The sequence below is a fragment of the Pseudomonas sp. BR20 genome (assembly GCF_050780135.1).
Lineage (GTDB): Bacteria > Pseudomonadota > Gammaproteobacteria > Pseudomonadales > Pseudomonadaceae > Aquipseudomonas.
In genome coordinates, this window is sequence record NZ_CP172012.1 from 5,532,996 (window position 1) to 5,555,993 (window position 22,998).

Consider the following 22,998-nt stretch of genomic DNA (forward strand, 5'->3'; position numbering starts at 1 on the left):
AACTAGATGAAGGATCCTTCAATGGATAACTCCAACACCTTGCCTCTGGGGTCGGCGGCCGCGCCGGCTAAAGAACGCTCCACCTCCAGCCGGATCAAATCGATCTTCAGCGGGTCGGTCGGCAACATGGTCGAGTGGTACGACTGGTACGTCTACGCCGCTTTCTCGCTGTACTTCGCCAAAGCCTTCTTCCCGAAAGGCGACACCACCGCCCAATTGCTCAACACCGCCGCGATCTTCGCCGTGGGCTTCCTGATGCGCCCGATCGGTGGCTGGCTGATGGGCCTGTACGCCGACCGTGCGGGTCGTAAAGCGGCACTGATGGCTTCGGTCCTGTTGATGTGCTTCGGCTCATTGATCATCGCCCTGAGCCCCGGTTACGAAACCATCGGCGTCGGCGCGCCGATCCTGCTGGTATTCGCGCGCCTGCTGCAAGGCTTGTCGGTCGGTGGCGAATACGGCACCTCGGCCACCTACCTGAGCGAAATGGCGACCAAGGAACGTCGCGGCTTCTTCTCCAGCTTCCAGTACGTGACCCTGATCTCCGGCCAGCTCATCGCCCTGGCGGTACTGATCGTGCTGCAACAAGTGCTCACCACCGAGCAACTGTACGACTGGGGCTGGCGTATCCCGTTCGCCATCGGCGCCCTGTGCGCAGTGGTCGCGCTGTACCTGCGTCGCGGCATGGAAGAAACCGAGTCGTTCACCAAGAAGGAAAAAGCCAAGGAAAGCGCCATGCGCACCTTGATGCGCCACCCCAAAGAACTGATGACCGTGGTCGGCCTGACCATGGGCGGTACCCTGGCCTTCTACACCTACACCACCTACATGCAGAAGTACCTGGTGAACACCGTCGGCATGAGCATTTCCGACTCCACCACCATCTCGGCGGCAACGCTGTTCCTGTTCATGTGCCTGCAACCGATCGTCGGTGGGCTGTCGGACAAAGTCGGCCGTCGGCCGATCCTGATCGCCTTCGGCATCCTCGGCACCCTGTTCACCGTGCCGATCCTCACCACCCTGCACACGATCCAGACCTGGTGGGGCGCGTTCTTCCTGATCATGGCGGCGCTGATCATCGTCAGCGGCTACACCTCGATCAACGCAGTGGTCAAAGCTGAACTGTTCCCGACCGAAATCCGCGCCCTGGGCGTGGGCCTGCCGTATGCGCTGACCGTGTCGATCTTCGGCGGTACCGCTGAATACATCGCGCTGTGGTTCAAGAGCATCGGCATGGAAACCGGTTACTACTGGTACGTGACCGCGTGTATCGCGGTGTCGCTGGTGGTCTATGTGACCATGAAGGACACGCGCAAGCATTCGCGGATTACCACGGACTGACGGTTGGATGCAGTAACAAATGTGGGAGCGGGCTTGCCCGCGATGGCGGTGGACCAGCCAGGGTTGTATTAGCTGAAACACTGCCATCGGGGGGCAAGCCCCCTCCCACATTTTGAATCAGGACACCTCTGCTACCGGCCTCCGGCCATACCGACGCTGTGCATACGACGCCCCGGCAATTACCACCACCAGCACCGCCGCCAATACCGCCGATGATCCAATGGTGCCGAAATCCAACCCGCCCTTTTCATGGGGCTAGGTCAGGAGGTCGCCCAAGCGCGCAAAATTCCATACGGCCGATGGAAATTCGCCGCCATGGATTGCACTATGGCTGCCTCCCAGAACCCCGCAGCAGGAACCCCGGCCATGTCTGACGCTATCCATTTCTACGAACCCGCCAACGGCCACGGCCTGCCCCACGACCCCTTTAATGCCATCGTCGGACCACGGCCGATTGGCTGGATTTCATCCCACGACAGCAACGGCCGCCTGAACCTGGCGCCCTACAGTTTCTTCAATGCGTTCAACTACATTCCGCCGATCATTGGGTTTTCCAGCATCGGGCGTAAAGACAGCCTGAACAACATCGAACAGACCGGCGAGTTTGTGTGGAACCTGGCCACCCGCCCGTTGGCCGAGCAGATGAACCAGAGCTGCGCGGCCGTCTCGCCGGATGTGAATGAGTTCGAGTTGTCCGGCCTGACGCCGGTGGCGTCGAAAATCGTCGGCGTGCCGCGGGTGGGCGAGAGCCCGGTTTCGTTCGAGTGCAGGGTGACGCAGATCATCCAGCTGCAGCGCGCCGACAAACAGCTGGTGCCAAGCTGGCTGGTGCTGGGCGAGGTGGTCGCGGTGCACATTGCCAAGTGGCTGCTCAAGGATGGGGTGTACGACACCGCCGCCGCCGAGCCGATTTTGCGCGGTGGCGGCCCGGCGGATTACTTCCAACTGGGGCCGGAGGCGTTGTTCAAGATGTACCGCCCAGGCGCCAGCAAACCCTGACTGAAATACACCAAAAAAGTGGGAGGGGGCTTGCCCCCGATGGCAATGGCACATCCAACATCGTTGTTGACTGACACACTGCTATCGGGAGCAAGCCCCCTCCCACATTCGATGGTCGGCGTTGTTCAGCTCGCGGCGCTCGCCCAGGTCAGTTGACCCTCTTCATCCACACCCATCAACCGTTCAAGCTGCACGGTGGCTGCATCATCGGCATCGGAGGCAGTCTTGAACGTCTGTCCATCCAGGATCTTGTGAAACTGCGGTGCGCCCATGCCATCCAGTGCCTTGACGGCGACGGCGGCACTGTAGCCCCCTTCACCCGGTACTACGGCGGAAACGGCTTCGTGGTGGGCAAATTGTTTACGTGCCATGTTGCAGGTCCTGGCCAATGGAAAAGTGGGCCATTCTAACCATTAACCGGCCAGTTGCAGGTACTCGCCGTAGGCATTGGCGGCAGAGGCATCGGTGAAGGTCTGGAAGTCCATGCTGCGCACGACCATGTCGTTCAACAGCTCGGTAAAGATCATCAGGGCCGGTGAGTTGAAGTAGGCGCTCATCGCCTGCTCGCTGCTCCAGAAACCCGAGATCAACCAGACATCGGGATCGACCTGGGAATGCTGCAACGAGAACTGCAGGCAACCCTGAGCCTGACGGCCCGGTTCGATCAAACTGCTCAAGCGTGCACCCAGTTCGGTGCTGCACCCGGTGCGGGCGCGGACAAAGGCCATATGGCTCGCGGGAATGGGGGTGGACATGTTCGACTCTCCCGTTGAGAAGTGATGCTCGGCAAGCACTGTGAGGGCGTGTTGCCACAGGATCAAAGATAACGGCGCGGGTGCGGGCGCGGTTAGTCAATTCCTGCAGGCTTATTGCACAATCCTGCGAGAAGCGTAGACAGGACGTTCGGCCCGCCGGTTTATTCCACAGACCGACGCCTTATTTCAGGGAGTTGACAGCCCCGGCGCTTGCCTGATTCACGCGGTGTCGCAGGATCAGGCAAGGATTGTGCAGAATCGACCTAACACTGTTTGAAAAGCCGCCGCTAAGCTGAGCCCATCAGAAAAGCATGCAGAGGACGCCTTATGCCGTCGCCCGAACATCAGTCCATGCCCCTCGACGCCGAGACGGAAAAACAGCGCGCCGAGCTGGCGAGCATCGTGCATCGCCATACCTGGGAAGACGGCTCCTATGGCACCGCGATTACGTCACTGTTCCTGAACCGCCACAACACGCCGCGTGACTTCATGCCGGTGCTGGTGGAGCCTGCGTTGTGCATCCTCGCCAACGGCAGCAAGGAAGTGCGCCTGGCCGACGAAATCTTTGCCTACGACCCGCTCAATTACCTGGTGTTCTCGGTGGCGATGCCGGTGGCCGGGCGGATCATCGATGCCACGCCGGAAGATCCGAACCTGTCAGTGCGCATCAATATCGACCCGGCGCAGCTCACCGCCTTGATCGCCGAGGCCGGCCCCATGGGCGTGCCCACGCGCCCGACATCGCGCGGGATGTATGTGGACCGCATCGACCCCCAGTTGCTCGACGCCGTGCTGCGCCTGGTGCGCCTGCTGGATACGCCCAAAGACATCGCCATGCTGGCGCCGCTGATCAATCGTGAAATTCTCTACCGCCTGCTGCGCGGGCCGCAGGGTTATCGCCTGTATGAAATCGCCGTAGCCAACAGCCAGAGCCATCGCGTCAGCCAGGCGATCAAGTGGCTCAATGGCAACTACGAACAACCGTTGCGCATCGATGACCTGGCCAAGGAAGTGAACCTCAGCGTCTCGACCCTGCATCACCGTTTCAAGGCGATTACGGCCATGAGCCCGCTGCAGTACCAGAAACAGCTGCGTTTGCAGGAGGCACGTCGGCTGATGATTGCCGAAGGGCTGGAAGCGTCGGCGGCGGGGTATCGGGTGGGGTATGAAAGCCCGTCGCAGTTCAGCCGGGAGTACAGCCGGTTATTTGGGGCACCGCCGCTGAGGGATTTGGCCAGACTGCGCCAAAGCGTCTGACCCACATTTGCCCAACCGTGTTTTTCAGTCCAGGGTCCGGGGCAGTTGCAGAGTGACCCGCAAGCCCCCCTCACGCAGATTCTGCAAGCTCACTTCACCGCCATGGCTGTGCGCGATGTTACGGGCAATACCCAAGCCCAAACCGTAACCCTGCTGCTGGCCGGCCAGGCGAAAGTGCGGTTCGAAGACCTGTTCCAGGCGCTGTTCCGGCACGCCAGGGCCTTCATCGTCGACGTGCAGGATGAACTCTGCGCCATCGTCCTCGATACGCAAATGGGCGTTCTGCCCATACTTCAAAGCATTGTCGATCAGGTTGCCGATGCAGCGCTTGAGCGCCAGCGGCTTACCTGGGTAAGCCGCCACCGCTGCGCCGTCCAAGGTGACCCGGCCGTTACCGTTGGGCGCCACATAAGGCTCCACCAGGCATTCGAGCACATGGTTGAGGTCGACCGGCTGGATGTTCTCGTGAATATCGGTGTCTTTCACACATTGCAGCGCGCCTTTGACCAGCAATTCCAGCTCATCCAGGTCACGGCCGAACTTGGTTTGCAGGTTCTCGTCTTCGAGCAATTCCACGCGCAGGCGCAGGCGGGTAATCGGTGTGCGCAGGTCGTGGGAGATCGCGCTGAACAACTGGCTGCGTTCCGTGAGGTAACGGCTGATGCGTTCGCGCATGGCATTGAACGCGCGGCCCACTTCCACCACCTCACTGCCGCCGCCTTCGGCCACCGGTTCCACATCGGCACCCAGGGACATGTCCCGCGCCGCCCGCGCCAGGCGTTTGAGCGGCCGGCTTTGCCAGTGCACCAGCAGACCGATGAACAGCAGCAGAAAGCCGCTGGTCAGCACGATAAACCACACCTGCTGGGACGGCAGGCCCTGTTCTTCCAGGCTGGTGTAGGGCTCGGGCAACAGCGAAGCAATGTACAGCCATTCACCGGGGGCGAGTTCGATCTGGGTCACTAACACCGGCGGGTTGACGGGTTCCAGGGTCAGCGCGTAATGCGCCCAGGAGCGCGGCAACTCATCCAGTTTCAAGCCGGCGTTGAAGATGCGCAGGTCTTCAGCGCTGACGAACTCCACCGAGATAGGCACGTCGGCGCCCAGGGTCTGGCGCAGGACTTCATCCACGGCCACCAGCACCGCCTGTTTACGCGGGGTTTGCGGCAGCACTTGCATGTCCAGTGGCCGGTCATTGAGGGTCACGACAAAACGCGTGCCGCCCATGCTGCGCAACTGGTCAAGGACCAACGGCCGATAGGCCACCGGCAACGAACGGAAATAACTCACGCTGGCGGTCATCGAGTGCGCCAGGCTACGTGCGCTGGTGACCAGGCCTTCGAGCTGGGTGGCACGCAACTGCGAAACCCAGATCACGCTGGACAGCGCCTGGGCGAACAGCACCGCGAGCAAGGTCAGCAGCAACATGCGCCCCAGCAATGAGCGCGGGACCGGGAAGCGCCGGCGACGCTCGGTCAGCAGTTCAGTGGGCATTGCCGGCAACCACGCTGGCTGCCAGTTGATAACCGCTGCCGCGCACGGTGCGGATCAGCCTCGGGGGTTTTTCGGTATCGCGCAGGCGTTGACGCAGGCGGCTGACAGCCATGTCGACGATCCGGTCCAGGGGCATCAGGTCACGGCCACGGGTGGCGTTGCCGATGGTGTCACGGTCGAGAATCTGTTGCGGGTGATCGAGAAACAGCTTGAGCAGGGCAAAGTCGGCACCGGAGAGGATCACCTCTTCGCCATCCACGTGGAACAGCCGGTGACTGATCATGTCCAGACGCCATTCATCGAACACCAGCACATCGCCATTTCCGCTGCGCTCCTGGCCGAACTGGCAGCGACGCAACAGGGCCTTGATCCGTGCCTGCAACTCGCGGGGGCTGAACGGCTTGCCGATATAGTCGTCAGCCCCCAGTTCCAGGCCGATCACGCGGTCGGCTTCGTCGGAACTGGCGGTGAGCATGATGATCGGCACCTGCGCCTGGCGCGGGTGCTGGCGAATCCAGCGGCAGAGACTGAAACCGTCTTCGTCCGGCAGCATCACATCGAGGATGACCAGGTCGCACGGTGCCTCGTTCATCGCCTGGCGGAACCCCGCGCCGTCCGGCACGCCACGCACCTGGAAACCGGCGCGACTGAGGTAGGTTTGCAGCAATTCGCGGATTTCCTGGTCGTCATCGACGAGGAGAATCGATTTACTGATTACGCTCACGGGGTCCTCCTTGTTGTTATAGGTGATGCGGATCAGGCAAACGCCTGTTCCAATGCGACGCCAGCCCCGGTCAACCCGGAATACGGCGCGGTCACCAACCACACCGGAATGCCTTTGAAGTAGTCGCTCATGCAGCCTTTGTCACTGAAGCTCTTGGCAAATCCGCTGTTGATGAAAAAGTCGGCAAACCGCGGAATCACCCCACCCACGATATACACACCCCCGCGTCCACCGGTGGTCAGCACATTGTTGCCCGCTACCCGGCCCAGCCAGATGCTGAATTGATCCAACACTTCCATGGCCACCGGGTCGCCGGCCAGGCCCGCTGCCGTGATGGCTTCGGGCGTGTCGAGCACCGGTGTGTGGCCATCGACCGCACAAATCGCCCGGTACAGCCGCGGCAGACCGCCACCGCTCAAGGCGGTTTCGGCGCTGACGTGGCCGATCTCGTTGTAGATATGCTGCCACAGCTGGGTTTCCCGTGGGCTGCTCAGGGGCAGGTCGACGTGGCCGCCCTCCCCTGGCAACGCCGCGTAACGACCTGCGCCGAGGTCCAGTAGGGTACCGACACCCAGGCCGGTGCCCGGACCGATTACCACCGCCGGACGCAACGGTTCCGGCGTGCCTTCGCAGACCACGCGGAATTCGTCGGGTTTAAGGCGAGTCATGCCCAGGGCCATGGCCGAAAAATCATTCACCAGCAGCAGCTCATCCACTTGCAAGGCCTGGCAAAACGCAGTCTTGCTCAGGCGCCAGTGATTGTTGGTGAATTTAAATTCATCCCCGCTCACCGGCCCGGCGACGGACAGGCACACCGCACCGATGTCGCCGATTTGCAGGCCTTCTTCCTTGAGATAGACCTTGATCGCGTCCTCAGGGCTTTGGTGATCAGCCGTGGCATGCACCCGAATCGAATGCAGTGCCTGATCTCGCCACAACGCAAAACGGGCGTTGGTACCCCCGATGTCACCGACCAGCGCTAGCTTCACTTAAGCGTCTCCAAGGCAGAGGTAAAGGCGCTGGCGCCCTGCTCTGCGGAGCTTGCGGCCAAGCGCATAAATGCAAACAGCTCGCGACCGGCCCCCACGTTATTGCCCAACAGGCCCGTGGCAGGCGTGCGCGCTGCAAATTCTTCGGCGTCCACCTTAAGCTCCAAGGTGCCTTTGACGCCATCGACGCGAATGATATCGCCATCTTTGACCCGTGCCAGTGGTCCGCCGCTCTGGGCTTCGGGGTTGACGTGAATCGCGGCGGGGATCTTACCCGACGCGCCGGACATACGCCCATCTGTCACCAGTGCGACTTTGAAGCCACGGTCCTGCAACACACCGAGGAACGGCGTCATCTTGTGCAGTTCCGGCATGCCGTTGGAGCGCGGGCCCTGGAAGCGCATGACCGCGACGAAGTCTTTTTCCAGCTGGCCGGCCTTGAACGCATCGGCCAGGTCTTGCTGGTCCTGGAACACCACCGCCGGTGCTTCGACAATCTGGTGCTCCGGAGCCACGGCGGAAACTTTCATCACGCCCCGGCCGAGGTTGCCTTCCATCACACGCAGGCCACCTTCCGGCGAGAACGCGCGCGCCACCGGGCGCAGGATGGTTTCGTCGAGGCTTTCGATCGGGCCGTCGCGCCAGACCAGCTCGCCATCGACCAGGAACGGTTCCTGGACGTAGCGGCTCAGGCCCTTGCCGGCCACGGTATTGACGTCGTCGTGAAGCAGGCCAGCTTCGAGCAGCTCGCGAATCAGGAACGACATGCCGCCCGCCGCCTGGAAGTGGTTGATGTCGGCCTTGCCGTTTGGATACACGTGGGACAGGGTCGGCACCACCTCGGAGAGGTCGGCCATGTCGTCCCAAGTGAGGATGATGCCCGCCGACATGGCGATGGCCGGCATGTGCAGGGTGTGGTTGGTGGAGCCGCCCGTCGCGTTGAGCGCAACGATGGCGTTGACGATGGATTTCTCATCGACGATCTCGCCGATCGGCGTGAAGTTGCCGTTGGCCTTGGTCAGGCGCGTGACCTGGTGCGCGGCTTCGCGGGTCAGGGCGTCACGCAGCGGCGTGTACGGGTTGACGAACGAGGCGCCCGGCAAGTGCAGGCCCATCACTTCCATCAGCAATTGGTTGGTGTTGGCGGTGCCGTAGAACGTGCAGGTGCCGGGGCTGTGATAGGACTTCATCTCCGATTCCAGCAGCTCCTCGCGGCTGGCCTTGCCTTCGGCGTAGCGCTGGCGCACGTCGGCCTTCTGCTTGTTGGAGATGCCCGACGGCATCGGCCCGCCGGGTACGAAGATCATCGGCAGGTGGCCGTAGCGCAGCGCGCCCATCATCAGGCCTGGCACGATCTTGTCGCAGATGCCCAGCATCAGCGCGGCGTCGAACATGTTGTGGGACAGCGCTACCGCCGTGGACATGGCGATGACTTCACGGCTGAGCAGGCTCAGCTCCATGCCGGGCTCGCCTTGGGTCACGCCGTCGCACATGGCGGGGGTGCCGCCGGCGAACTGACCGACCGAGCCGACTTCGCGCAGGGCTTTTTTGATCTGTTCAGGAAAATGTTCGTACGGCTGATGCGCCGAGAGCATGTCGTTATATGACGAAACAATTGCCACGTTGGCGGCGTTCATCATGCGCAGGCTATTTTTATCTTCGGTGCCGCAACCGGCCACGCCATGGGCGAAGTTGGCGCATTGCAGCTTGCCGCGCATCGGACCGTCGCTGGCTGCGCCGCGAATGAGCGCAAGGTAAGCCTCACGAGTGGGGCGGCTGCGGGCGATAAGCCGTTCGGTGACCTCAAGGACGCGGGGATGCATGTGTAGAACTCCAGGCTAACGGATGTGGCGACCTGAGTGTCTATGCTGATCAAACGCCCGCAGCTCATGGGATGGCAGAGAGTCGTTTGGATCATCGGACCAGTTGATTCAGGTCACTCGTTGTAGATTGAACAAAATATTGCCACTAAAAAGGCTTGTTTTCTATTTTTATGCGAATAATCTTGTAATTCTTACAACAAATCGACGACAGGCACTTTCCAATGACTCTTCGTATCGCAATCAATGGTTTTGGCCGTATCGGCCGTAATGTCCTGCGCGCACTGTATACCCAAGGCTATCGCCAGGATTTGCAGATCGTCGCCATCAATGATTTGGGCGACAGCTCGATCAACGCCCACCTGCTTAAATACGACACCGTGCATGGCACTTTCGATGCAGAGGTCGCCCACGATCAGGAAAGCCTGACCGTCAATGGTGACCGGATTGCCGTCAGCGCCATTCGCAACCCGGCCGACCTGCCGTGGGCTGCGCATAAGATCGACGTGGTGTTCGAATGCACCGGCCTGTTCACCGACCGTGACAAGGCTGCCGCCCATATTAGCGCCGGTGCGCGCAAGGTGATCATCTCCGCCCCCGCCAAAGGCGCGGACGCGACCGTGGTCTACGGCGTGAACCACGACATCCTGCGTCAATCCCACCAGATCATCTCCAACGCATCGTGCACCACCAACTGCCTGGCGCCGGTCGCCCAGGTGCTGCACCGTGAGCTAGGCATCGAAAGCGGCTTGATGACCACGATTCATGCCTACACCAACGACCAGAACCTGACCGACGTCTACCACACCGACCCGTACCGCGCGCGCTCGGCCACCCAGAACATGATCCCGAGCAAGACCGGCGCTGCCGAAGCGGTCGGCCTTGTACTGCCGGAACTGGCAGGCAAGCTGACCGGCATGGCCGTGCGTGTGCCGGTGATCAACGTGTCGCTGGTGGACCTCACCGTGCAACTGAAGAAAGAAGCCACTGCCGATGAAGTCAACGCGCTGCTCAAAGAAGCCAGCCAGCACTCGAAGATCCTCGGTTACAACACCCTGCCGCTGGTTTCCAGTGACTTCAACCACAACCCGCTGTCGTCGATCTTCGACGCCAACCACACCAAGGTCAGCGGCAAGTTGCTGAAAGTACTGGCCTGGTATGACAACGAGTGGGGCTTCTCGAACCGCATGCTGGATAACTGCCTGGCGCTGTGCAACGCCGAATAATGCGGTCCTGTGGGAGGGGCCAGTCGAATCGTCGCACTGCCCTCCCCCCACATTTGTTCTATGTAGACCCAGAGAAATAGCCACTTGCCATTTGAGTTGATGATAAGCATTATCATTAACTGCAAATCGGTCTGGTATCACTGTGAGCCAATCTCGCTTCAACCAAGTCTTTCTCACCCAACGGGTGATTCTGCTACGCACCTTGCAGCGGATGGTGAATAACCACAGCACCGCCGAGGACCTGTTGCAGGAAACCTACTTGCGCGTCACCCGGGCCCTCAGCGAGCGGCCGATCGATCACCTCGAACCCTTCGTCTACCAAACCGCGCGTAACCTGGCGCTGGATCACTTACGTTCACGCAGGATTCAGGCGCGCACGCTGCAGGAAGATGTACCGCTGGACATCCTGCAAAGCGTCGCTGCCCCCATCAGCACCCCCGAAGACGCAACCCAGGCTGAGCAATTGCTTGAACACCTGAGCATCAGCCTCGGCCAGTTGAGCGCGCGCCAACAGCAGATTTTCATCCTCAGCCGCCTGCACGGTTGCAGCTACCAGGAGATCGCCGATCAGTTGGACGTGTCCTTGAGCACCGTGCAAAAGGAACTGAAATTGATCATGGCTATTTGCGTAGGTGTGGCCGAAAGACTGGATCAGCCTTAAGCTTCAGCCGACAGAAGAGTGGACCCAAGCTGTAGGAAAGATGAATAGAACGTGGCGAAGACCCGAGGAACACCGTGACGGACCCGAATAAACTGCGCCCCCATGAGCTGGCTCATGAGGTGTTGCAAGACACGGCTATGGACCAAGCCCTCGACTGGCTGATCGCCTTGCAGTGCCCAGCGCCTGGGCAGCAGGCCGAGTTTGAAGCCTGGCTGGCCCAAGACCCCGCCCACGTCCACGCCTTCGGCAAGGCCCAGGCCGCTTGGGGTGGCGCGCCGGTGCACAGCGCCGCCGTGGCCCTGGCTGCGCCGCGCACGCCCAGCGGCTGGCGCCGGATCAAGCCGCACTGGAAGCCGCTGGCCACCGCCGCCGTGCTGTTGATCGGCCTGTTCAGCTTCAGCAACCTGCCGGTGCGCCTGCAAGCCGACCATCTCACGGTGGTGGGCGAACGCCAGCGCCTGCAATTGGACGATGGATCGAAAGTGTTGCTGAACACCAATTCGGCGTTTTCCAGCAGCATCAAGGACCACCAGCGCATCGCCCGCCTGTACCAGGGCGAAGCCTTTTTCGAAATCATGCCCGGCCACGGTCTGCCCCTGGAGATCGATGCCGGCCCCGTGCGCGCCAGCGTGCGGGATACTGCCTTCGCCGTGCGCTACCTCAATGGCGAAGCACAGGTACAGGTGCAGCGCGGCGATGTCGACCTGAGCAACACCGTCGACGATGCCCGCGTACGCCTGAGCGCGGGCGAAAGCATCCGCATCGGGCCCAAGGGCTTTGGCCAACCGGCCAGGCTGGATGCCAATAAAGACCTGGCCTGGGTGCAAGGCCGGCTGATTTTCGAAAATTGCCCGATGAGCGAAGTGCTCGCCGAGCTGCGTCGTTACTACCCCGGCTGGATCGTCAACACCAACGACAAGCTCGCCAGCGTTGCCGTCACCGGCAACTACCGCCTCGACCAACCCCTGGATGTGGTGCGCTCCCTGGCCCACATCACCTCAGCGAAGTTGTCGGAATACCCCGCGCTGGTGATCCTCAACTAAATGAGAATTATTTTTACTCGATAGCCCTCGACGGTACGTCTCGTCTTAGCCAATGCAACTGATTCCCATTTGGTTCAGTTCGCAACTATAAGATTCGTACCTTCCGGAGCGCTCTCGATGTCCTCTCGTTTCAACCACCGGTCCTCCTCGCCCGTGCTGTCCTTGCTGACCGCCGCCATCCTGCTGGCCGGTTCACCAGTGATGACCGCGACGGCCGCCGAACCTGCCGCCCGCAGCCACGGCAACTACAGTTTCAGCATCGAGCAACAGCCGCTGGTCTCGGCGCTGAACGCCTTTACCAGCGTAACCGGCTGGCAAGTCGGCCTGCCCGCCGAGCTGGCCCAGGGCGTTTCGTCCCCTGGCGTGCGCGGCGCCCTGTCGCCGGAGAAAGCCCTGGACCGGCTGTTGGTGGGGACCAACCTGAGCTACCGCAAGCTGGGCAATAACAACATCGTCCTGGAAAAGCGCACGGCGGGCAGCACCCTCAACCTGCAACAGGTGACCATCAGCGCCACCCGTAACGAACAGGATGTGAACAGCGTACCGAGCACCGTCAGCGTGCAGGATCGCCAAGAGCTGGACCGCCAGAACGTCAACAACATCCGCGAACTGGTGCGCTACGAGCCCGGCGTCTCGGTGGGCGGCGCTGGCACCCGTGCCGGCAATGCCGGGTTCAACATCCGCGGTATCGACGGCGACCGTATCCTTACCCAGGTGGACGGTGTGGAAGTGCCCGACAACTTCTTCAACGGCCCCTACGCCAAGACCCGCCGAAACTACGTCGACCCGGAGATCGTCAAGCGCGTCGAAATCCTGCGCGGCCCGGCCTCGGCGCTGTACGGCAGCAGCGCTATCGGCGGCGCCGTGAGTTACTTCACCCTCGACCCGGACGACATCATCAAGCCCGGCCAGGACGTCGGCGCACGCCTGAAGACCGGCTACAGCTCCGCCGATGAAAGCTGGCTCACCTCCGGCACCGTCGCCGGCCGCGTGCAGGACTTCGACGGTTTGCTGCACCTGAGCCAGCGCAATGGCCATGAGACCGAGTCCTACGACGGCAACAACGCCACCGGCCTGGCCCGTACCGGCGCCAACCCCGAGGATGCGCGCACCACCAACGTGCTGGCCAAGCTCGGCTGGAACTATGGCGATGACAACCGCCTGGGCCTGACCTATGAAAAGTACAAGGATGATCGCGACGTCAACCTGAAGAACGCGGTGGGCGGCCCGTTCATCGGCGGCCGAGGCTTCAACCTCTACCGAGATCGTCGTGGTAACGACACCATTACCCGTGAACGTTTCGGCCTGGAAAACAGCTTCGCCCTTGAGTCGCCGATTGCCGACCGGATCAAGACCAGCCTCAATTACCAGATCGCCAAGACCGACCAGACCACTGCCGAGATCTATCAGTCAGGTCGTCGTGTCCTGCGCACCCGCGACACGCTGTACCAGGAAAAACAGTGGATTTTCGATGCGCAGTTGGACAAAGCGTTCAGCCTCGGTGAAACCGATCACCAAGTGACCTATGGCACCACCCTCAAGCAGCAGAAAGTCACAGGCTCGCGCGAGGGCGGCGCGACCTGTGTGGCCGTCGGCAGTGGCTGCACCGCCATCGGCGCGCCCAGCCCGATTGCCACTGACAGCGTGAAGAAGTCCAGCGACTTCCCCGACCCGACCATCAACACGTATTCGCTGTTCGCACAGGATCAGATCAGTTGGGACAAATGGACCTTCCTGCCCGCCGTGCGCTACGACTACACCCAGCTCAAACCCAAGCTGACCCAGGAGTTCCTCAACACCGTCAACCCGACAGGTGCGGACCCGGTGAGCGACAAGGAAAAAACCTGGCACCGTGTGACCCCCAAGTTCGGCCTGACTTACGCCCTGACGGATCAATACACCTGGTTCGGCCAATATGCCGAAGGTTTCCGTACGCCATCGGCCAAGGCGCTGTACGGCCGCTTTGAAAACCTGAACCTGGGCTACACCGTCGAGCCGAACCCCGACCTCAAGCCAGAAACCAGCAAAGGCATCGAAACCGGGATTCGCGGCAAGTTCGACGAAGGCTCCTTCGAGATCGCCGTGTTTTACAACAAGTACCGCGACTTTATCGACGAAGACAACGCCGTCGTCGGCGGCACCGTCGAACAGTTCCAGGCCGTCAATATCAAGCGCGCCACCATCAAGGGAGCAGAGGCCAAAGGGCGCCTGAACCTGGATCCATTCGGCGCCCCGCAAGGCCTCTACACCCAGGGTTCGGTGTCCTATGCCTACGGCCGCAACGACGATAACGGCGAGCCGCTGAACAGCGTCAACCCGCTCAAGGGCGTCTTCGGCCTGGGTTACGACCAGGACAACTACGGTGGCCTGTTGAGCTGGACCCTGGTGAAAAAGCAGGATCGCGTCGACAGCACTACCTTCCACGCGCCGGACGGCGACACCAGCGGGCCCTTCAAGACCCCAGGGTTCGGTGTTGTCGACCTGACCGCCTTCTACAAAGTCACCAACGACGTGACCATCAACGGCGGCCTCTACAACCTCACCGACAAGAAGTACTGGAACTGGGATGACGTGCGCAGCTACGACAGTGTCGGCGAAGCCGCTGTGACCGGACCGGCCAACCTCGACCGCCTGACCCAGCCGGGCCGCAACTTTGCGATCAACGTGATCTGGGACATCTGACAAAGCTTCCCTCACCTCGTCGAAATTTCAGCGGCGAGGTGAGGATTTTTTACTGTGCCGCGTCTTCTTGTTCGTCTAGTTGATAACAGCTCTCTTTAAGGGCAACAAGGCGCTCCCCTTCTCAAGGACTTTTTCATGACCGCTTCTCCTACCGCAGAACGCCCAAGCCTGCGCTCCCAGCGCCTGAACCAGATCACCCACGAGCCGCACACCAAGCTGGATGCACTGGTCAAGGCCCACGCCCCGTTCGAAACCCAGGCCAACTTCGCGCGTTTCGTGGTGGCGCAGTACCTGTTCCAGTCGGAACTGGTGCCCCTGTACAACGATGCCGAACTGATCAAGATCGTGCCTGACCTGGCCGAACGGTGCCGCGCCGAAGCCGCCAGGCTGGACCTGGCAGACCTGGATACCGAAGTGCCTGCCCCGGTCGTGGGCGCACTGAAGAACCCGAGCAAGGCCGAAGCCCTGGGCTGGTTGTTCGTATCCGAAGGTTCCAAACTGGGCGCCGCGTTCCTGATCAAGCGCGCCGTAGGCCTGGGCCTGAGCGAAACCTTCGGTGCCCGCCACCTGGGTGAGCCCGCCGGTGGTCGCGCCGAAGGCTGGAAAAGCTTCACCCGCACCCTCGACGCCCTGGAGTTGAGCGCCGAAGAAGAAGCCGCAGCGGAAAAAGGCGCGGTGGATGCGTTTGTGCGCTTCACCGTGCTGCTGGAACAGGCGTACGCTGGCGCCCCTGAACTGGCCTGATCCCCCAAAATTGAAATGCAATCAACTGTGGGAGGGGGCAAGCCCCCTCCCACATTTTGATCGCATTTGAGTTCGGACTTTTTGTAAACCTTCCTCCAAGAAAAGCTTCACCATGACCGGCAAACCCCAATCCACCTCGAAAATCGCACAGATCCTCTTCGGCCTGCTGGCCTACGTCAGCCTGGGCATCGGGCTGGTGGCGATTGTGGTGCCGGGTTTGCCCACCACCGAATTCATCCTCCTGGCCGCCTGGGCCGCGACCAAAAGTTCGCCGCGCCTCAGTGCCTGGTTGGAAAACCACCGCCTGTTCGGACCGATCCTGTTCAACTGGCGCAACGGCAGGATCATCGCGCGTCGGGCCAAGGTCAGCGCCACCGTGAGCATGCTGCTGTGCGCCATCCTGATGCTGCTAATGCTCGACCACGGCTGGCCGATCTACCTGGCGATTGCCGGGATGAGCCTGGGCAACCTGTGGATCTGGTCACGCCCCGAACGACTCGCACAGCCCGTGTGACGCTGGCTGTAGGTGTTTTCCTACCGCCCATCGCCTATCTCTCATGAATTGATTTGTTACGCCGATGTTTCAGACATAGCGCTGAATGGACTTGGCCCTGGATTGCATGCATTTCCACACGCCCATTCGCGAGTGAACCTATGTTCGACACCCTCTCCATACGTTTGAAAATCGTGCTGCTGTCCGGGCTATGTCTACTGGGCGTAATAGCGTTGATCATCAGCATCAACCTTTACGAAACCAACCAGAACGACCATCTGATCAGCGATTCAAGCTCGCAAATGCTCACCAGCAGCGTGCAGAACCTGCTGCAAGCCAGGGCAGCGGAGCAAGCCGTGCTGCTGCAGAAAACCTTTGGCGAAAATCTTACCGTGATCACGGCCATCGCCGATCAGGTCAAAGACCTGCGCAACCTGGCCACCAAGCGCTCGCTGGACCCCGGCGCCTTGCGTGAAGAACTCAACCAGAGCCTGAAAACCACCTTCGAACGCAACAGCAAAGTGCTGGGCATCTGGCTGGCGTTCGAGCCCAATGGCCTGGACGGCAAGGACAGCGAGTTCGCCAATGACAAGTCCCGCGCGTCCAACGAAAAAGGCCGCTTCTCCAGCTACTGGAACCGCGTCGGAGGTGAAGCCTTGAACACCATTATGCTCGAGGAAGACCTGACCAAGACCACGCTCAACCTCAGCGGAACGCCCTACAACATTTGGTACACCTGCCCCCGGGACACCCGAAGCACCTGCCTGCTGGACCCATATGAAGACACAGTGACCGGCACACCGGTACTGATGACCACCATCTCCTTGCCGATGATCGTGGACGGTAAAGTCATTGGCGTGGTCGGTGTCGATATCGCCCTCAACACCCTGCAAGCCAGCGCGGACGCCGCGCAAAAAGAGTTGTTCAACGGTGCGGCACACCTGGAGATCATTTCCAGCAACGGCCTGATTGCTGCCTACAGTGGCGAGCCCGCCAAGGTTGGGAAAAACCTGGTCGACACCCTCGGTGCAGAAGGCAAGGAGATCGTGCAACTGCTCGCCAGTGGCAGCTATGTCAACCGCGAACAAGGCGATACCATCCGCGCGGTTTACCCGGTCAAGCCCATTGCCGATGCCAAAGCCTGGGGCGTCGTGATCAAACTGCCCAAACACGTGATGCTTGCCGACAGCATGAAACTTCAAGGCGTGCTCGACGCAGCCCAAGCCAGCGGCACCCTCAAGGCCTTGCTGGTCGGTGCCGCCGCCGGTCTGCTCGGCTTGCTGCTGATCTGGCTCACCGCCACCGGTGTGACTCGTCCGATCAACAGCGTCGCCGCCATGCTCAAGGACATCGCCAGCGGCGACGGCGACCTCACCCAGCGCCTGGCCTACGCCAAGAAGGATGAGCTGGGCGAATTGGTGAACTGGTTCAACCGTTTCCTCGACAAGCTGCAACCGACCATCGCCCAGATCAAGCAAAGCATCACCGAAGCGCGTGGCACGGCTGACCAGTCCTCGGCCATCGCGCGCCAGACCAGCGAAGGCATGCAGGTGCAGTTCCGCGAAATCGACCAGGTGGCCACGGCGTCCAACGAAATGAGCGCCACCGCCCATGACGTCGCCAACAGTGCCTCCAATGCCGCCAACGCAGCGCGCGGTGCCGACCAGTCGGCACGTGAAGGCATGTCGATCATCGAGCAGAGCACCCGCGACATCACCACCCTCGCCGAAGAAGTCAGCAAGGCCGTGGGCGAAGTCGAAGCCCTGGCGGTCAACAGCGAACAAATCGGTTCAGTCCTGGAAGTGATCCGTAGCATTGCCGAGCAGACCAACCTGCTGGCGCTCAACGCAGCAATTGAAGCCGCACGCGCCGGGGAAAGCGGCCGGGGATTTGCGGTGGTGGCCGACGAAGTGCGCAACCTGGCCAAGCGCACCCAGGATTCGGTGGAGGAAATCCGCCTGGTGATCGAACGCATCCAGAGCGGTACCCGTGGCGTAGTGGCGACCATGCACTCCAGCCAGAGCCAGGCCCAGAGCAATGCCGGGCAGATCCATCAAGCCGTACAGGCCTTGGGCAAGATCAGTGATGCAGTGACGGTGATCAGTGACATGAACCTGCAAATCGCCAGCGCCGCCGAGCAGCAAAGCGCCGTGGCCGAAGAGGTCAACCGCAACGTCTCGGCGATCCGCACTGTGACCGAAACCCTCACCGGCCAGGCCACCGAATCGGCGGCCATCAGCAGCCAGCTCAATGCCTTGGCCAGCCAGCAGATGAAACTCATGGATCAATTCAAGGTGTAAGACACACCAACGGTCAAATGTGGGAGGGGGCTTGCCCCCGATGGCTGAGTGTCAGTCTACTTATCTGTAGCTGACACACCGCTATCGGGGGCAAGCCCCCTCCCACATTTTGACCGCGTACTGCTTAGAGACCCGTCCAGGCCTTCACAAACGCCGCCACATCTTCCTTTGCGGCCGTACGCGGCGGGTTCTGCGGTGTACCCAAATAGAGGAAGCCAATCACCTCCTCATCCGCGGTCAGCCCCAGGCCTTTGGCGACGTGGGCCGAGTAGGACAACTCACCCGTGCGCCACACCGCACCAATCCCCTGGGCATAGGCCGCCAGCAGAATGCCGTGGGCCGCGCAGGCGGCTGCCAGCCGTTGTTCGGATTTGGGCACCTTGAAGTGCTCCTGCAGACGGGCAATCACCACCACCACCAGCGGCGCACGCAACGGGCCGTTCTGGGCCTTGTCGATGGCAGCTTGCGGGGCATCGGGGTCTTGCAGTCGGGCGGCTTCGGCCAGCAGCGTGCCCATCTGCTCGCGGGCGGCACCTTCCACGGTGAGGAAACGCCAAGGGCGCAGTTGGCCGTGATCAGGCGCACGCATGGCCGCGGCGAACAGCACATCGCGCTGCTCCTGGGTCGGTGCCGGTTCCAGCAAACGCGGCACGGAAACACGGTTGAGCAAAGCGTCGAGAGCCTGCATTGGCCACCTCCAGAAAAAAATGTGCGGTCATTCTAGCGGGAATGAATCGGGATGCCACCAAACGATAATTGCTCTTATTCAATCCGCCCCGCCCTGTTAGACTTTGCGACCTTATTTTCAGCCTTCGTCCAGGAAACTCGATGTTTCGTTCGCTTTTTCGCCTGTGCGCAGCATTGATGGCCTTGAGCCTGACCGCCTGCGATGACGCCCCTCGCTTCACCAAGGCCGAGCCGGGTGAATCGCGAGCCGGCGGCGCGACGACGGTGAACAAGCGCGACCAGAATGCGTTTTCCCTGCCCTCGGCCAACCTGTCGCCCACGCGCCGTCTGGATTTCAGCGTGGGCAACAGCTTTTTTCGCAGCCCTTGGGTGATCGCGCCGTCCACCACCACCGCCCGTGATGGCCTAGGCCCGCTGTTCAACACCAACGCCTGCCAGAACTGCCATATCAAGGACGGCCGTGGCCACCCGCCACTGCCCGACGCGGCCAATGCGGTGTCGATGCTGGTGCGCCTGTCGATCCCCGTGTCTATCCAGGAACAGCCGCCCTACGCCAAGCTCATCGAGCAAGCCGGGGTGGTACCCGAGCCCGTCTACGGTGGGCAACTGCAGGACATGGCAGTGCCAGGCGTACTGCCGGAAGGCAAGGTGCGGGTCGACTACACGCCGGTCAACGTCACGTTCAAGGACGGCAGCGTCGTCGAGTTGCGCAAGCCCGATCTGCAGATCACCCAGCTCGGCTATGGCCCGATGCACCCGGACACGCGCTTCTCCGCGCGCATCGCCCCGCCGATGATCGGCCTGGGCCTGCTCGAAGCCATCAGCGACGCGGACATCCTGCGCAATACCGAGCCGAAGACCGCCGACAAAGAAGCCCTCGTCGGCCGGGCGAATTGGGTCTGGGATGACGCCGAGCAAAAAACCGTACTCGGGCGTTTTGGCTGGAAAGCCGGGCAACCCAACCTCAACCAACAAAATGTTCACGCGTTTTCTGGTGATATGGGCCTCACCACCTCCCTGAGACCGTTCGATGACTGCACCGCGGCCCAAGTCGCCTGCAAACAGGCGCCCAACGGCAATGGTCCCGATGGCGAGCCGGAAGTCAGCGATAACATCCTGCGCCTGGTGCTGTTCTACACCCGCAACCTGGCCGTGCCCGTGCGCCGCGACGTCAACACGCCGCAGGTGCTGGCCGGGAAAAACCTGTTCTACCAGGCCGGTTGCCAGGGTTGCCATAAGCCGACGTTCACCACCGCTGCGAATGCCGCTGAACCCGAGTTGGCCAACCAAGTGATTCGTCCCTACAGCGATTTGCTGTTGCACGACATGGGCCCAGGCCTGGCCGACAACCGCACAGAATTCAAGGCCGGTGGCCGCGACTGGCGCACGCCGCCGTTGTGGGGCATCGGGCTGACGCAGACCGTCAGTGGCCATACCCAGTTCCTGCATGACGGCCGCGCCCGCAACCTGCTCGAAGCCGTGCTGTGGCACGGCGGCGAAGCACAAGCGGCGCAGCAGCATGTGTTGTCCTTCAATGCCGAGCAGCGTGCTGCGTTGCTGGCGTTCCTGAATTCTTTATAAGCTTCGCCCCAATTACAGAAGGGAGCTCGACATGTTCCGTCCCAAGTTGTTGTTCACCAGCCTGGCCGCCCTCGCTCTGGGTGCCTGCTCGCCACAAGACCCGCAAGCCGTGACCTCGGCGGCGATCGCCAAGCAGGTGATCCTGCCGACCTACAGCCGCTGGGTCGAAGCCGACCGCCAGTTAGCCGTCAGCGCCCTGGCCTACTGCCAGGGCAAGCAAAGCCTGGACACCGCCCGCGCCGACTTCCTCCACGCGCAAAAAGCCTGGGCCGAGTTGCAACCGCTGCTGATCGGCCCGCTGGCTGAGGGCAACCGCTCGTGGCAGGTGCAGTTCTGGCCGGACAAGAAGAACCTCGTGGGCCGCCAAGTGGAGCAACTGGTCGCCGCCCAGCCGCAGATCGACGGCGCCGCACTGGCCAAATCCAGCGTGGTGGTACAGGGCCTGTCGGCCTACGAATACATCCTCTACGACGCCAAGACCGACATCGCCGACGACGCGCAGAAAGCCCGCTACTGCCCGCTGCTGGTGGCCATTGGTGATCGTCAGAAAGCCCTGGCCGAAGAGATCCTGGCCAGCTGGAACAGCACCGACGGCATGCTCGCGCAGATGAGCAAGTTTCCGAACCAGCGCTACGCTGATTCCCACGAAGCCATCGCCGATCTGCTGCGCGTACAAGTGACCGCACTGGACACCCTGAAGAAAAAACTCGGCACGCCCATGGGTCGCCAGACCAAGGGCATCCCGCAGCCGTTCCAGGCCGATGCATGGCGCAGCCAGTCATCCCTGCAAAGCCTGGAAGCCAGCCTCGCCGCCGCCCAGACCGTGTGGGTCGGCGTCGACAACAAGGGCCTGCGTGGTTTGCTGCCGGCGGATCAAAAGCCATTGGCCGACAAGATCGACGCGGCCTATGCCGCCTCGCTGAAACTGTTCGCCAGCAACCAGCGCACCCTCAACGAACTGTTGAACGATGACGCCGGGCGCCAGCAGCTTAACGACATTTACGACAGCCTCAACGTGGTCCACCGCCTGCACGAAGGCGAGCTGGCCAAGGCGCTGGGGATCCAACTGGGCTTCAATGCCAACGACGGTGACTGATGATGCTCAGGCGACAGGCTTTGGCGATCGGCAGCGTGCTGCTCAGCGCACTTACGTTGGGTGGCTGGACGCTGTTCAAAGGGAAGGACAAGCGCCCGCTGCTGCTGTCGGCGCGCGATGATGCAGACGGCAAGCACTACGCCGTGGGCTTTCACCTGGACGGCAAGCAGGTGTTTGCCACTCAGGTCGGCCAGCGCTGCCACGACATCATCAACCACCCAACGCTGCCGATTGCACTGTTTGTTGCCCGCCGCCCGGGCACCGAGAGCTACCTGATCGACCTGCGCGATGGCACCCTGCTGCAAACCATCACCTCGAACGCCAACCGCCACTTCTATGGCCATGCGGTCATCCACAAGAGCGGCGATTGGCTGTACGCCACCGAGAACGACACGTCCGACCCCGGCCGTGGCCTGCTCGGTGTGTATAAGTTCGAAGGCGAGCGCCTGGTGCACAGCGGCGAGATCTCAACCCATGGCATCGGCCCGCACCAGGTGTCGTGGATGCCCGACGGCGAAACCCTGGTGGTGGCCAACGGCGGCATTCGCACCGAAGCCGAAAGCCGCGTGGAGATGAACCTCAACGCCATGGAACCGAGCCTGGTGCTGATGCAGCGCGACGGCACCTTGATCAGCAAGGAAACCCTTGGCCAGCAGATGAACAGCGTGCGCCATATGGGCATCGCCAGCGATGGCACCGTCCTCACCGGCCAGCAGTTCATGGGGCCTTCCCAGGAGCGTTCCGAGTTGCTGGCAATCAAGCGTCCGGGGCAGCCGTTCGTGGCCTTCCCGGTGGCCGATGAGCAGTTGCAGGCCATGGGGCATTACACCGCCAGCGTCGCCGTACACAGCGAACTGCGCCTGGTGGCGTTGACCGCACCGCGTGGCAACCGCTTCTTTATCTGGGACATGGACACCGCCGAGCTGCGCCTGGATGGACCGTTGCCCGATTGCGCAGGCGTCGGTGCCGTGGCGGACGGGTTTGTCGTCACTTCGGGCCAGGGCCGTTGCCGCTACTACGATTGCCGCCAGAAACAGCTGGTCGCCAAACCGTTGGAATTACCGGCGGGGCTCTGGGATAACCACCTGCATCTGATCTGACCTGCG

Annotated in this window: 20 protein-coding genes; 13 read left to right on the forward strand and 7 right to left on the reverse strand. The window is 61.7% G+C overall.

The window, feature by feature from the left end:
• The first annotated feature begins 21 nt into the window (after positions 1-21).
• Together ACHPFG_RS25550 and ACHPFG_RS25555 are read left to right on the forward strand one after the other, a co-directional pair.
• Positions 22-1,341: an MFS transporter gene (locus ACHPFG_RS25550; RefSeq protein ID WP_131697917.1), complete on the forward strand. Its 1,320-nt coding sequence runs from the start codon at positions 22-24 to the stop codon at positions 1,339-1,341.
• Positions 1,342-1,707: 366 nt separating this feature from the next.
• Positions 1,708-2,340 carry a flavin reductase family protein gene (locus ACHPFG_RS25555; protein WP_431700760.1) on the forward strand — a complete coding sequence of 211 codons (633 nt, stop codon included), beginning with the start codon at positions 1,708-1,710 and terminating at the stop codon, positions 2,338-2,340.
• 125 nt (positions 2,341-2,465) lie between these two features.
• Here the strand turns inward: ACHPFG_RS25555 and ACHPFG_RS25560 are convergent, their stop codons facing one another.
• A complete protein-coding gene (locus ACHPFG_RS25560) occupies positions 2,466-2,711 on the reverse strand; it encodes a hypothetical protein (RefSeq protein WP_431700761.1) in 246 nt (81 codons plus the stop codon).
• A 42-nt stretch (positions 2,712-2,753) separates the two neighbouring features.
• Positions 2,754-3,095: an antibiotic biosynthesis monooxygenase family protein gene (locus ACHPFG_RS25565; protein ID WP_431700762.1), complete on the reverse strand. Its 342-nt coding sequence runs from the start codon at positions 3,093-3,095 to the stop codon at positions 2,754-2,756.
• 327 nt (positions 3,096-3,422) lie between these two features.
• Here ACHPFG_RS25565 and ACHPFG_RS25570 point away from each other — a divergent pair, with 327 nt between their 5' ends.
• Complete coding sequence (locus ACHPFG_RS25570) at positions 3,423-4,352, forward strand: AraC family transcriptional regulator (protein WP_431700763.1); 930 nt, start codon at positions 3,423-3,425, stop codon at positions 4,350-4,352.
• Between the two features lie 24 nt (positions 4,353-4,376).
• Here ACHPFG_RS25570 and ACHPFG_RS25575 read toward each other — a convergent pair whose 3' ends face one another.
• From ACHPFG_RS25575 to edd, 4 genes are read right to left on the reverse strand one after another with little or no spacing between them, the layout of a single operon-like run.
• A complete protein-coding gene (locus ACHPFG_RS25575) occupies positions 4,377-5,846 on the reverse strand; it encodes an ATP-binding protein (RefSeq protein ID WP_340053490.1) in 1,470 nt (489 codons plus the stop codon).
• On the reverse strand, positions 5,836-6,570 hold the full coding sequence (locus tag ACHPFG_RS25580; protein WP_024077192.1) for a response regulator: 735 nt from the start codon (positions 6,568-6,570) through the stop codon (positions 5,836-5,838). Before ACHPFG_RS25580 ends, ACHPFG_RS25575 begins: the two co-directional genes overlap by 11 nt.
• A gap of 32 nt (positions 6,571-6,602) precedes the next feature.
• Entirely contained in the window at positions 6,603-7,559 is a 957-nt protein-coding gene (locus tag ACHPFG_RS25585; protein WP_131697921.1) for a glucokinase, read from the reverse strand.
• Entirely contained in the window at positions 7,556-9,382 is a 1,827-nt protein-coding gene (gene edd, locus ACHPFG_RS25590) for a phosphogluconate dehydratase (protein ID WP_431700764.1), read from the reverse strand. The genes ACHPFG_RS25585 and edd overlap by 4 nt, the downstream gene beginning before the upstream one ends.
• 221 nt (positions 9,383-9,603) lie before the next feature.
• Between edd and gap the strand changes: the two genes are divergently transcribed.
• The 7 genes from gap to ACHPFG_RS25625 all read left to right on the forward strand — a co-directional run bounded on the left by gap (position 9,604) and on the right by ACHPFG_RS25625 (position 18,528).
• Positions 9,604-10,605 (forward strand): type I glyceraldehyde-3-phosphate dehydrogenase, encoded by a 1,002-nt coding sequence (gap, locus tag ACHPFG_RS25595; RefSeq protein WP_145337849.1) that lies wholly within the window; start codon positions 9,604-9,606, stop codon positions 10,603-10,605.
• A gap of 142 nt (positions 10,606-10,747) precedes the next feature.
• The gene (locus ACHPFG_RS25600) at positions 10,748-11,266 is read left to right on the forward strand and encodes a sigma-70 family RNA polymerase sigma factor (RefSeq protein ID WP_167655116.1); all 519 of its coding nucleotides are present in this window, start codon (positions 10,748-10,750) and stop codon (positions 11,264-11,266) included.
• Between the two features lie 74 nt (positions 11,267-11,340).
• Positions 11,341-12,309 (forward strand): FecR family protein, encoded by a 969-nt coding sequence (locus ACHPFG_RS25605; protein ID WP_431700765.1) that lies wholly within the window; start codon positions 11,341-11,343, stop codon positions 12,307-12,309.
• 117 nt (positions 12,310-12,426) lie between these two features.
• On the forward strand, positions 12,427-14,991 hold the full coding sequence (locus ACHPFG_RS25610) for a TonB-dependent receptor (protein WP_431700766.1): 2,565 nt from the start codon (positions 12,427-12,429) through the stop codon (positions 14,989-14,991).
• A 135-nt stretch (positions 14,992-15,126) separates the two neighbouring features.
• Positions 15,127-15,735 (forward strand): biliverdin-producing heme oxygenase, encoded by a 609-nt coding sequence (locus tag ACHPFG_RS25615; RefSeq protein ID WP_431700767.1) that lies wholly within the window; start codon positions 15,127-15,129, stop codon positions 15,733-15,735.
• A gap of 112 nt (positions 15,736-15,847) precedes the next feature.
• On the forward strand, positions 15,848-16,249 hold the full coding sequence (locus tag ACHPFG_RS25620; RefSeq protein WP_145337846.1) for a YbaN family protein: 402 nt from the start codon (positions 15,848-15,850) through the stop codon (positions 16,247-16,249).
• A 140-nt stretch (positions 16,250-16,389) separates the two neighbouring features.
• Positions 16,390-18,528 carry a methyl-accepting chemotaxis protein gene (locus ACHPFG_RS25625; protein WP_431700768.1) on the forward strand — a complete coding sequence of 713 codons (2,139 nt, stop codon included), beginning with the start codon at positions 16,390-16,392 and terminating at the stop codon, positions 18,526-18,528.
• Positions 18,529-18,652: 124 nt separating this feature from the next.
• On the opposite strand, the gene ACHPFG_RS25630 is transcribed toward ACHPFG_RS25625, so the two are convergent.
• Positions 18,653-19,216: an NAD(P)H nitroreductase gene (locus ACHPFG_RS25630; RefSeq protein ID WP_431700769.1), complete on the reverse strand. Its 564-nt coding sequence runs from the start codon at positions 19,214-19,216 to the stop codon at positions 18,653-18,655.
• A 140-nt stretch (positions 19,217-19,356) separates the two neighbouring features.
• Here ACHPFG_RS25630 and ACHPFG_RS25635 point away from each other — a divergent pair, with 140 nt between their 5' ends.
• Genes ACHPFG_RS25635 through ACHPFG_RS25645 form a run of 3 tightly spaced genes read left to right on the forward strand, consistent with a single transcriptional unit; the run spans position 19,357 to position 22,992 of the window.
• A complete protein-coding gene (locus ACHPFG_RS25635; protein WP_431700770.1) occupies positions 19,357-20,796 on the forward strand; it encodes a di-heme oxidoredictase family protein in 1,440 nt (479 codons plus the stop codon).
• A gap of 31 nt (positions 20,797-20,827) precedes the next feature.
• Positions 20,828-21,892: an imelysin family protein gene (locus ACHPFG_RS25640; RefSeq protein ID WP_431700771.1), complete on the forward strand. Its 1,065-nt coding sequence runs from the start codon at positions 20,828-20,830 to the stop codon at positions 21,890-21,892.
• 2 nt (positions 21,893-21,894) lie between these two features.
• Positions 21,895-22,992 (forward strand): DUF1513 domain-containing protein, encoded by a 1,098-nt coding sequence (locus ACHPFG_RS25645; protein WP_167655189.1) that lies wholly within the window; start codon positions 21,895-21,897, stop codon positions 22,990-22,992.
• Positions 22,993-22,998: the final 6 nt, after the last annotated feature.

What these genes read in the sequence shown, in the direction of transcription:
- ACHPFG_RS25625 (WP_431700768.1), top strand. Translation starts at nt 16,390, where the DNA reads ATGTTCGACACCCTCTCCATACGTTTGAAAATCGTGCTGCTGTCCGGG.
- ACHPFG_RS25615 (WP_431700767.1), top strand. Translation starts at nt 15,127, where the DNA reads ATGACCGCTTCTCCTACCGCAGAACGCCCAAGCCTGCGCTCCCAGCGC.
- ACHPFG_RS25565 (WP_431700762.1), bottom strand. Translation starts at nt 3,095, where the DNA reads ATGTCCACCCCCATTCCCGCGAGCCATATGGCCTTTGTCCGCGCCCGC.
- ACHPFG_RS25610 (WP_431700766.1), top strand. Translation starts at nt 12,427, where the DNA reads ATGTCCTCTCGTTTCAACCACCGGTCCTCCTCGCCCGTGCTGTCCTTG.
- ACHPFG_RS25560 (WP_431700761.1), bottom strand. Translation starts at nt 2,711, where the DNA reads ATGGCACGTAAACAATTTGCCCACCACGAAGCCGTTTCCGCCGTAGTA.
- ACHPFG_RS25620 (WP_145337846.1), top strand. Translation starts at nt 15,848, where the DNA reads ATGACCGGCAAACCCCAATCCACCTCGAAAATCGCACAGATCCTCTTC.
- ACHPFG_RS25555 (WP_431700760.1), top strand. Translation starts at nt 1,708, where the DNA reads ATGTCTGACGCTATCCATTTCTACGAACCCGCCAACGGCCACGGCCTG.
- ACHPFG_RS25575 (WP_340053490.1), bottom strand. Translation starts at nt 5,846, where the DNA reads ATGCCCACTGAACTGCTGACCGAGCGTCGCCGGCGCTTCCCGGTCCCG.
- edd (WP_431700764.1), bottom strand. Translation starts at nt 9,382, where the DNA reads ATGCATCCCCGCGTCCTTGAGGTCACCGAACGGCTTATCGCCCGCAGC.
- ACHPFG_RS25550 (WP_131697917.1), top strand. Translation starts at nt 22, where the DNA reads ATGGATAACTCCAACACCTTGCCTCTGGGGTCGGCGGCCGCGCCGGCT.
- gap (WP_145337849.1), top strand. Translation starts at nt 9,604, where the DNA reads ATGACTCTTCGTATCGCAATCAATGGTTTTGGCCGTATCGGCCGTAAT.
- ACHPFG_RS25635 (WP_431700770.1), top strand. Translation starts at nt 19,357, where the DNA reads ATGTTTCGTTCGCTTTTTCGCCTGTGCGCAGCATTGATGGCCTTGAGC.
- ACHPFG_RS25570 (WP_431700763.1), top strand. Translation starts at nt 3,423, where the DNA reads ATGCCGTCGCCCGAACATCAGTCCATGCCCCTCGACGCCGAGACGGAA.
- ACHPFG_RS25640 (WP_431700771.1), top strand. Translation starts at nt 20,828, where the DNA reads ATGTTCCGTCCCAAGTTGTTGTTCACCAGCCTGGCCGCCCTCGCTCTG.
- ACHPFG_RS25645 (WP_167655189.1), top strand. Translation starts at nt 21,895, where the DNA reads ATGCTCAGGCGACAGGCTTTGGCGATCGGCAGCGTGCTGCTCAGCGCA.
- ACHPFG_RS25630 (WP_431700769.1), bottom strand. Translation starts at nt 19,216, where the DNA reads ATGCAGGCTCTCGACGCTTTGCTCAACCGTGTTTCCGTGCCGCGTTTG.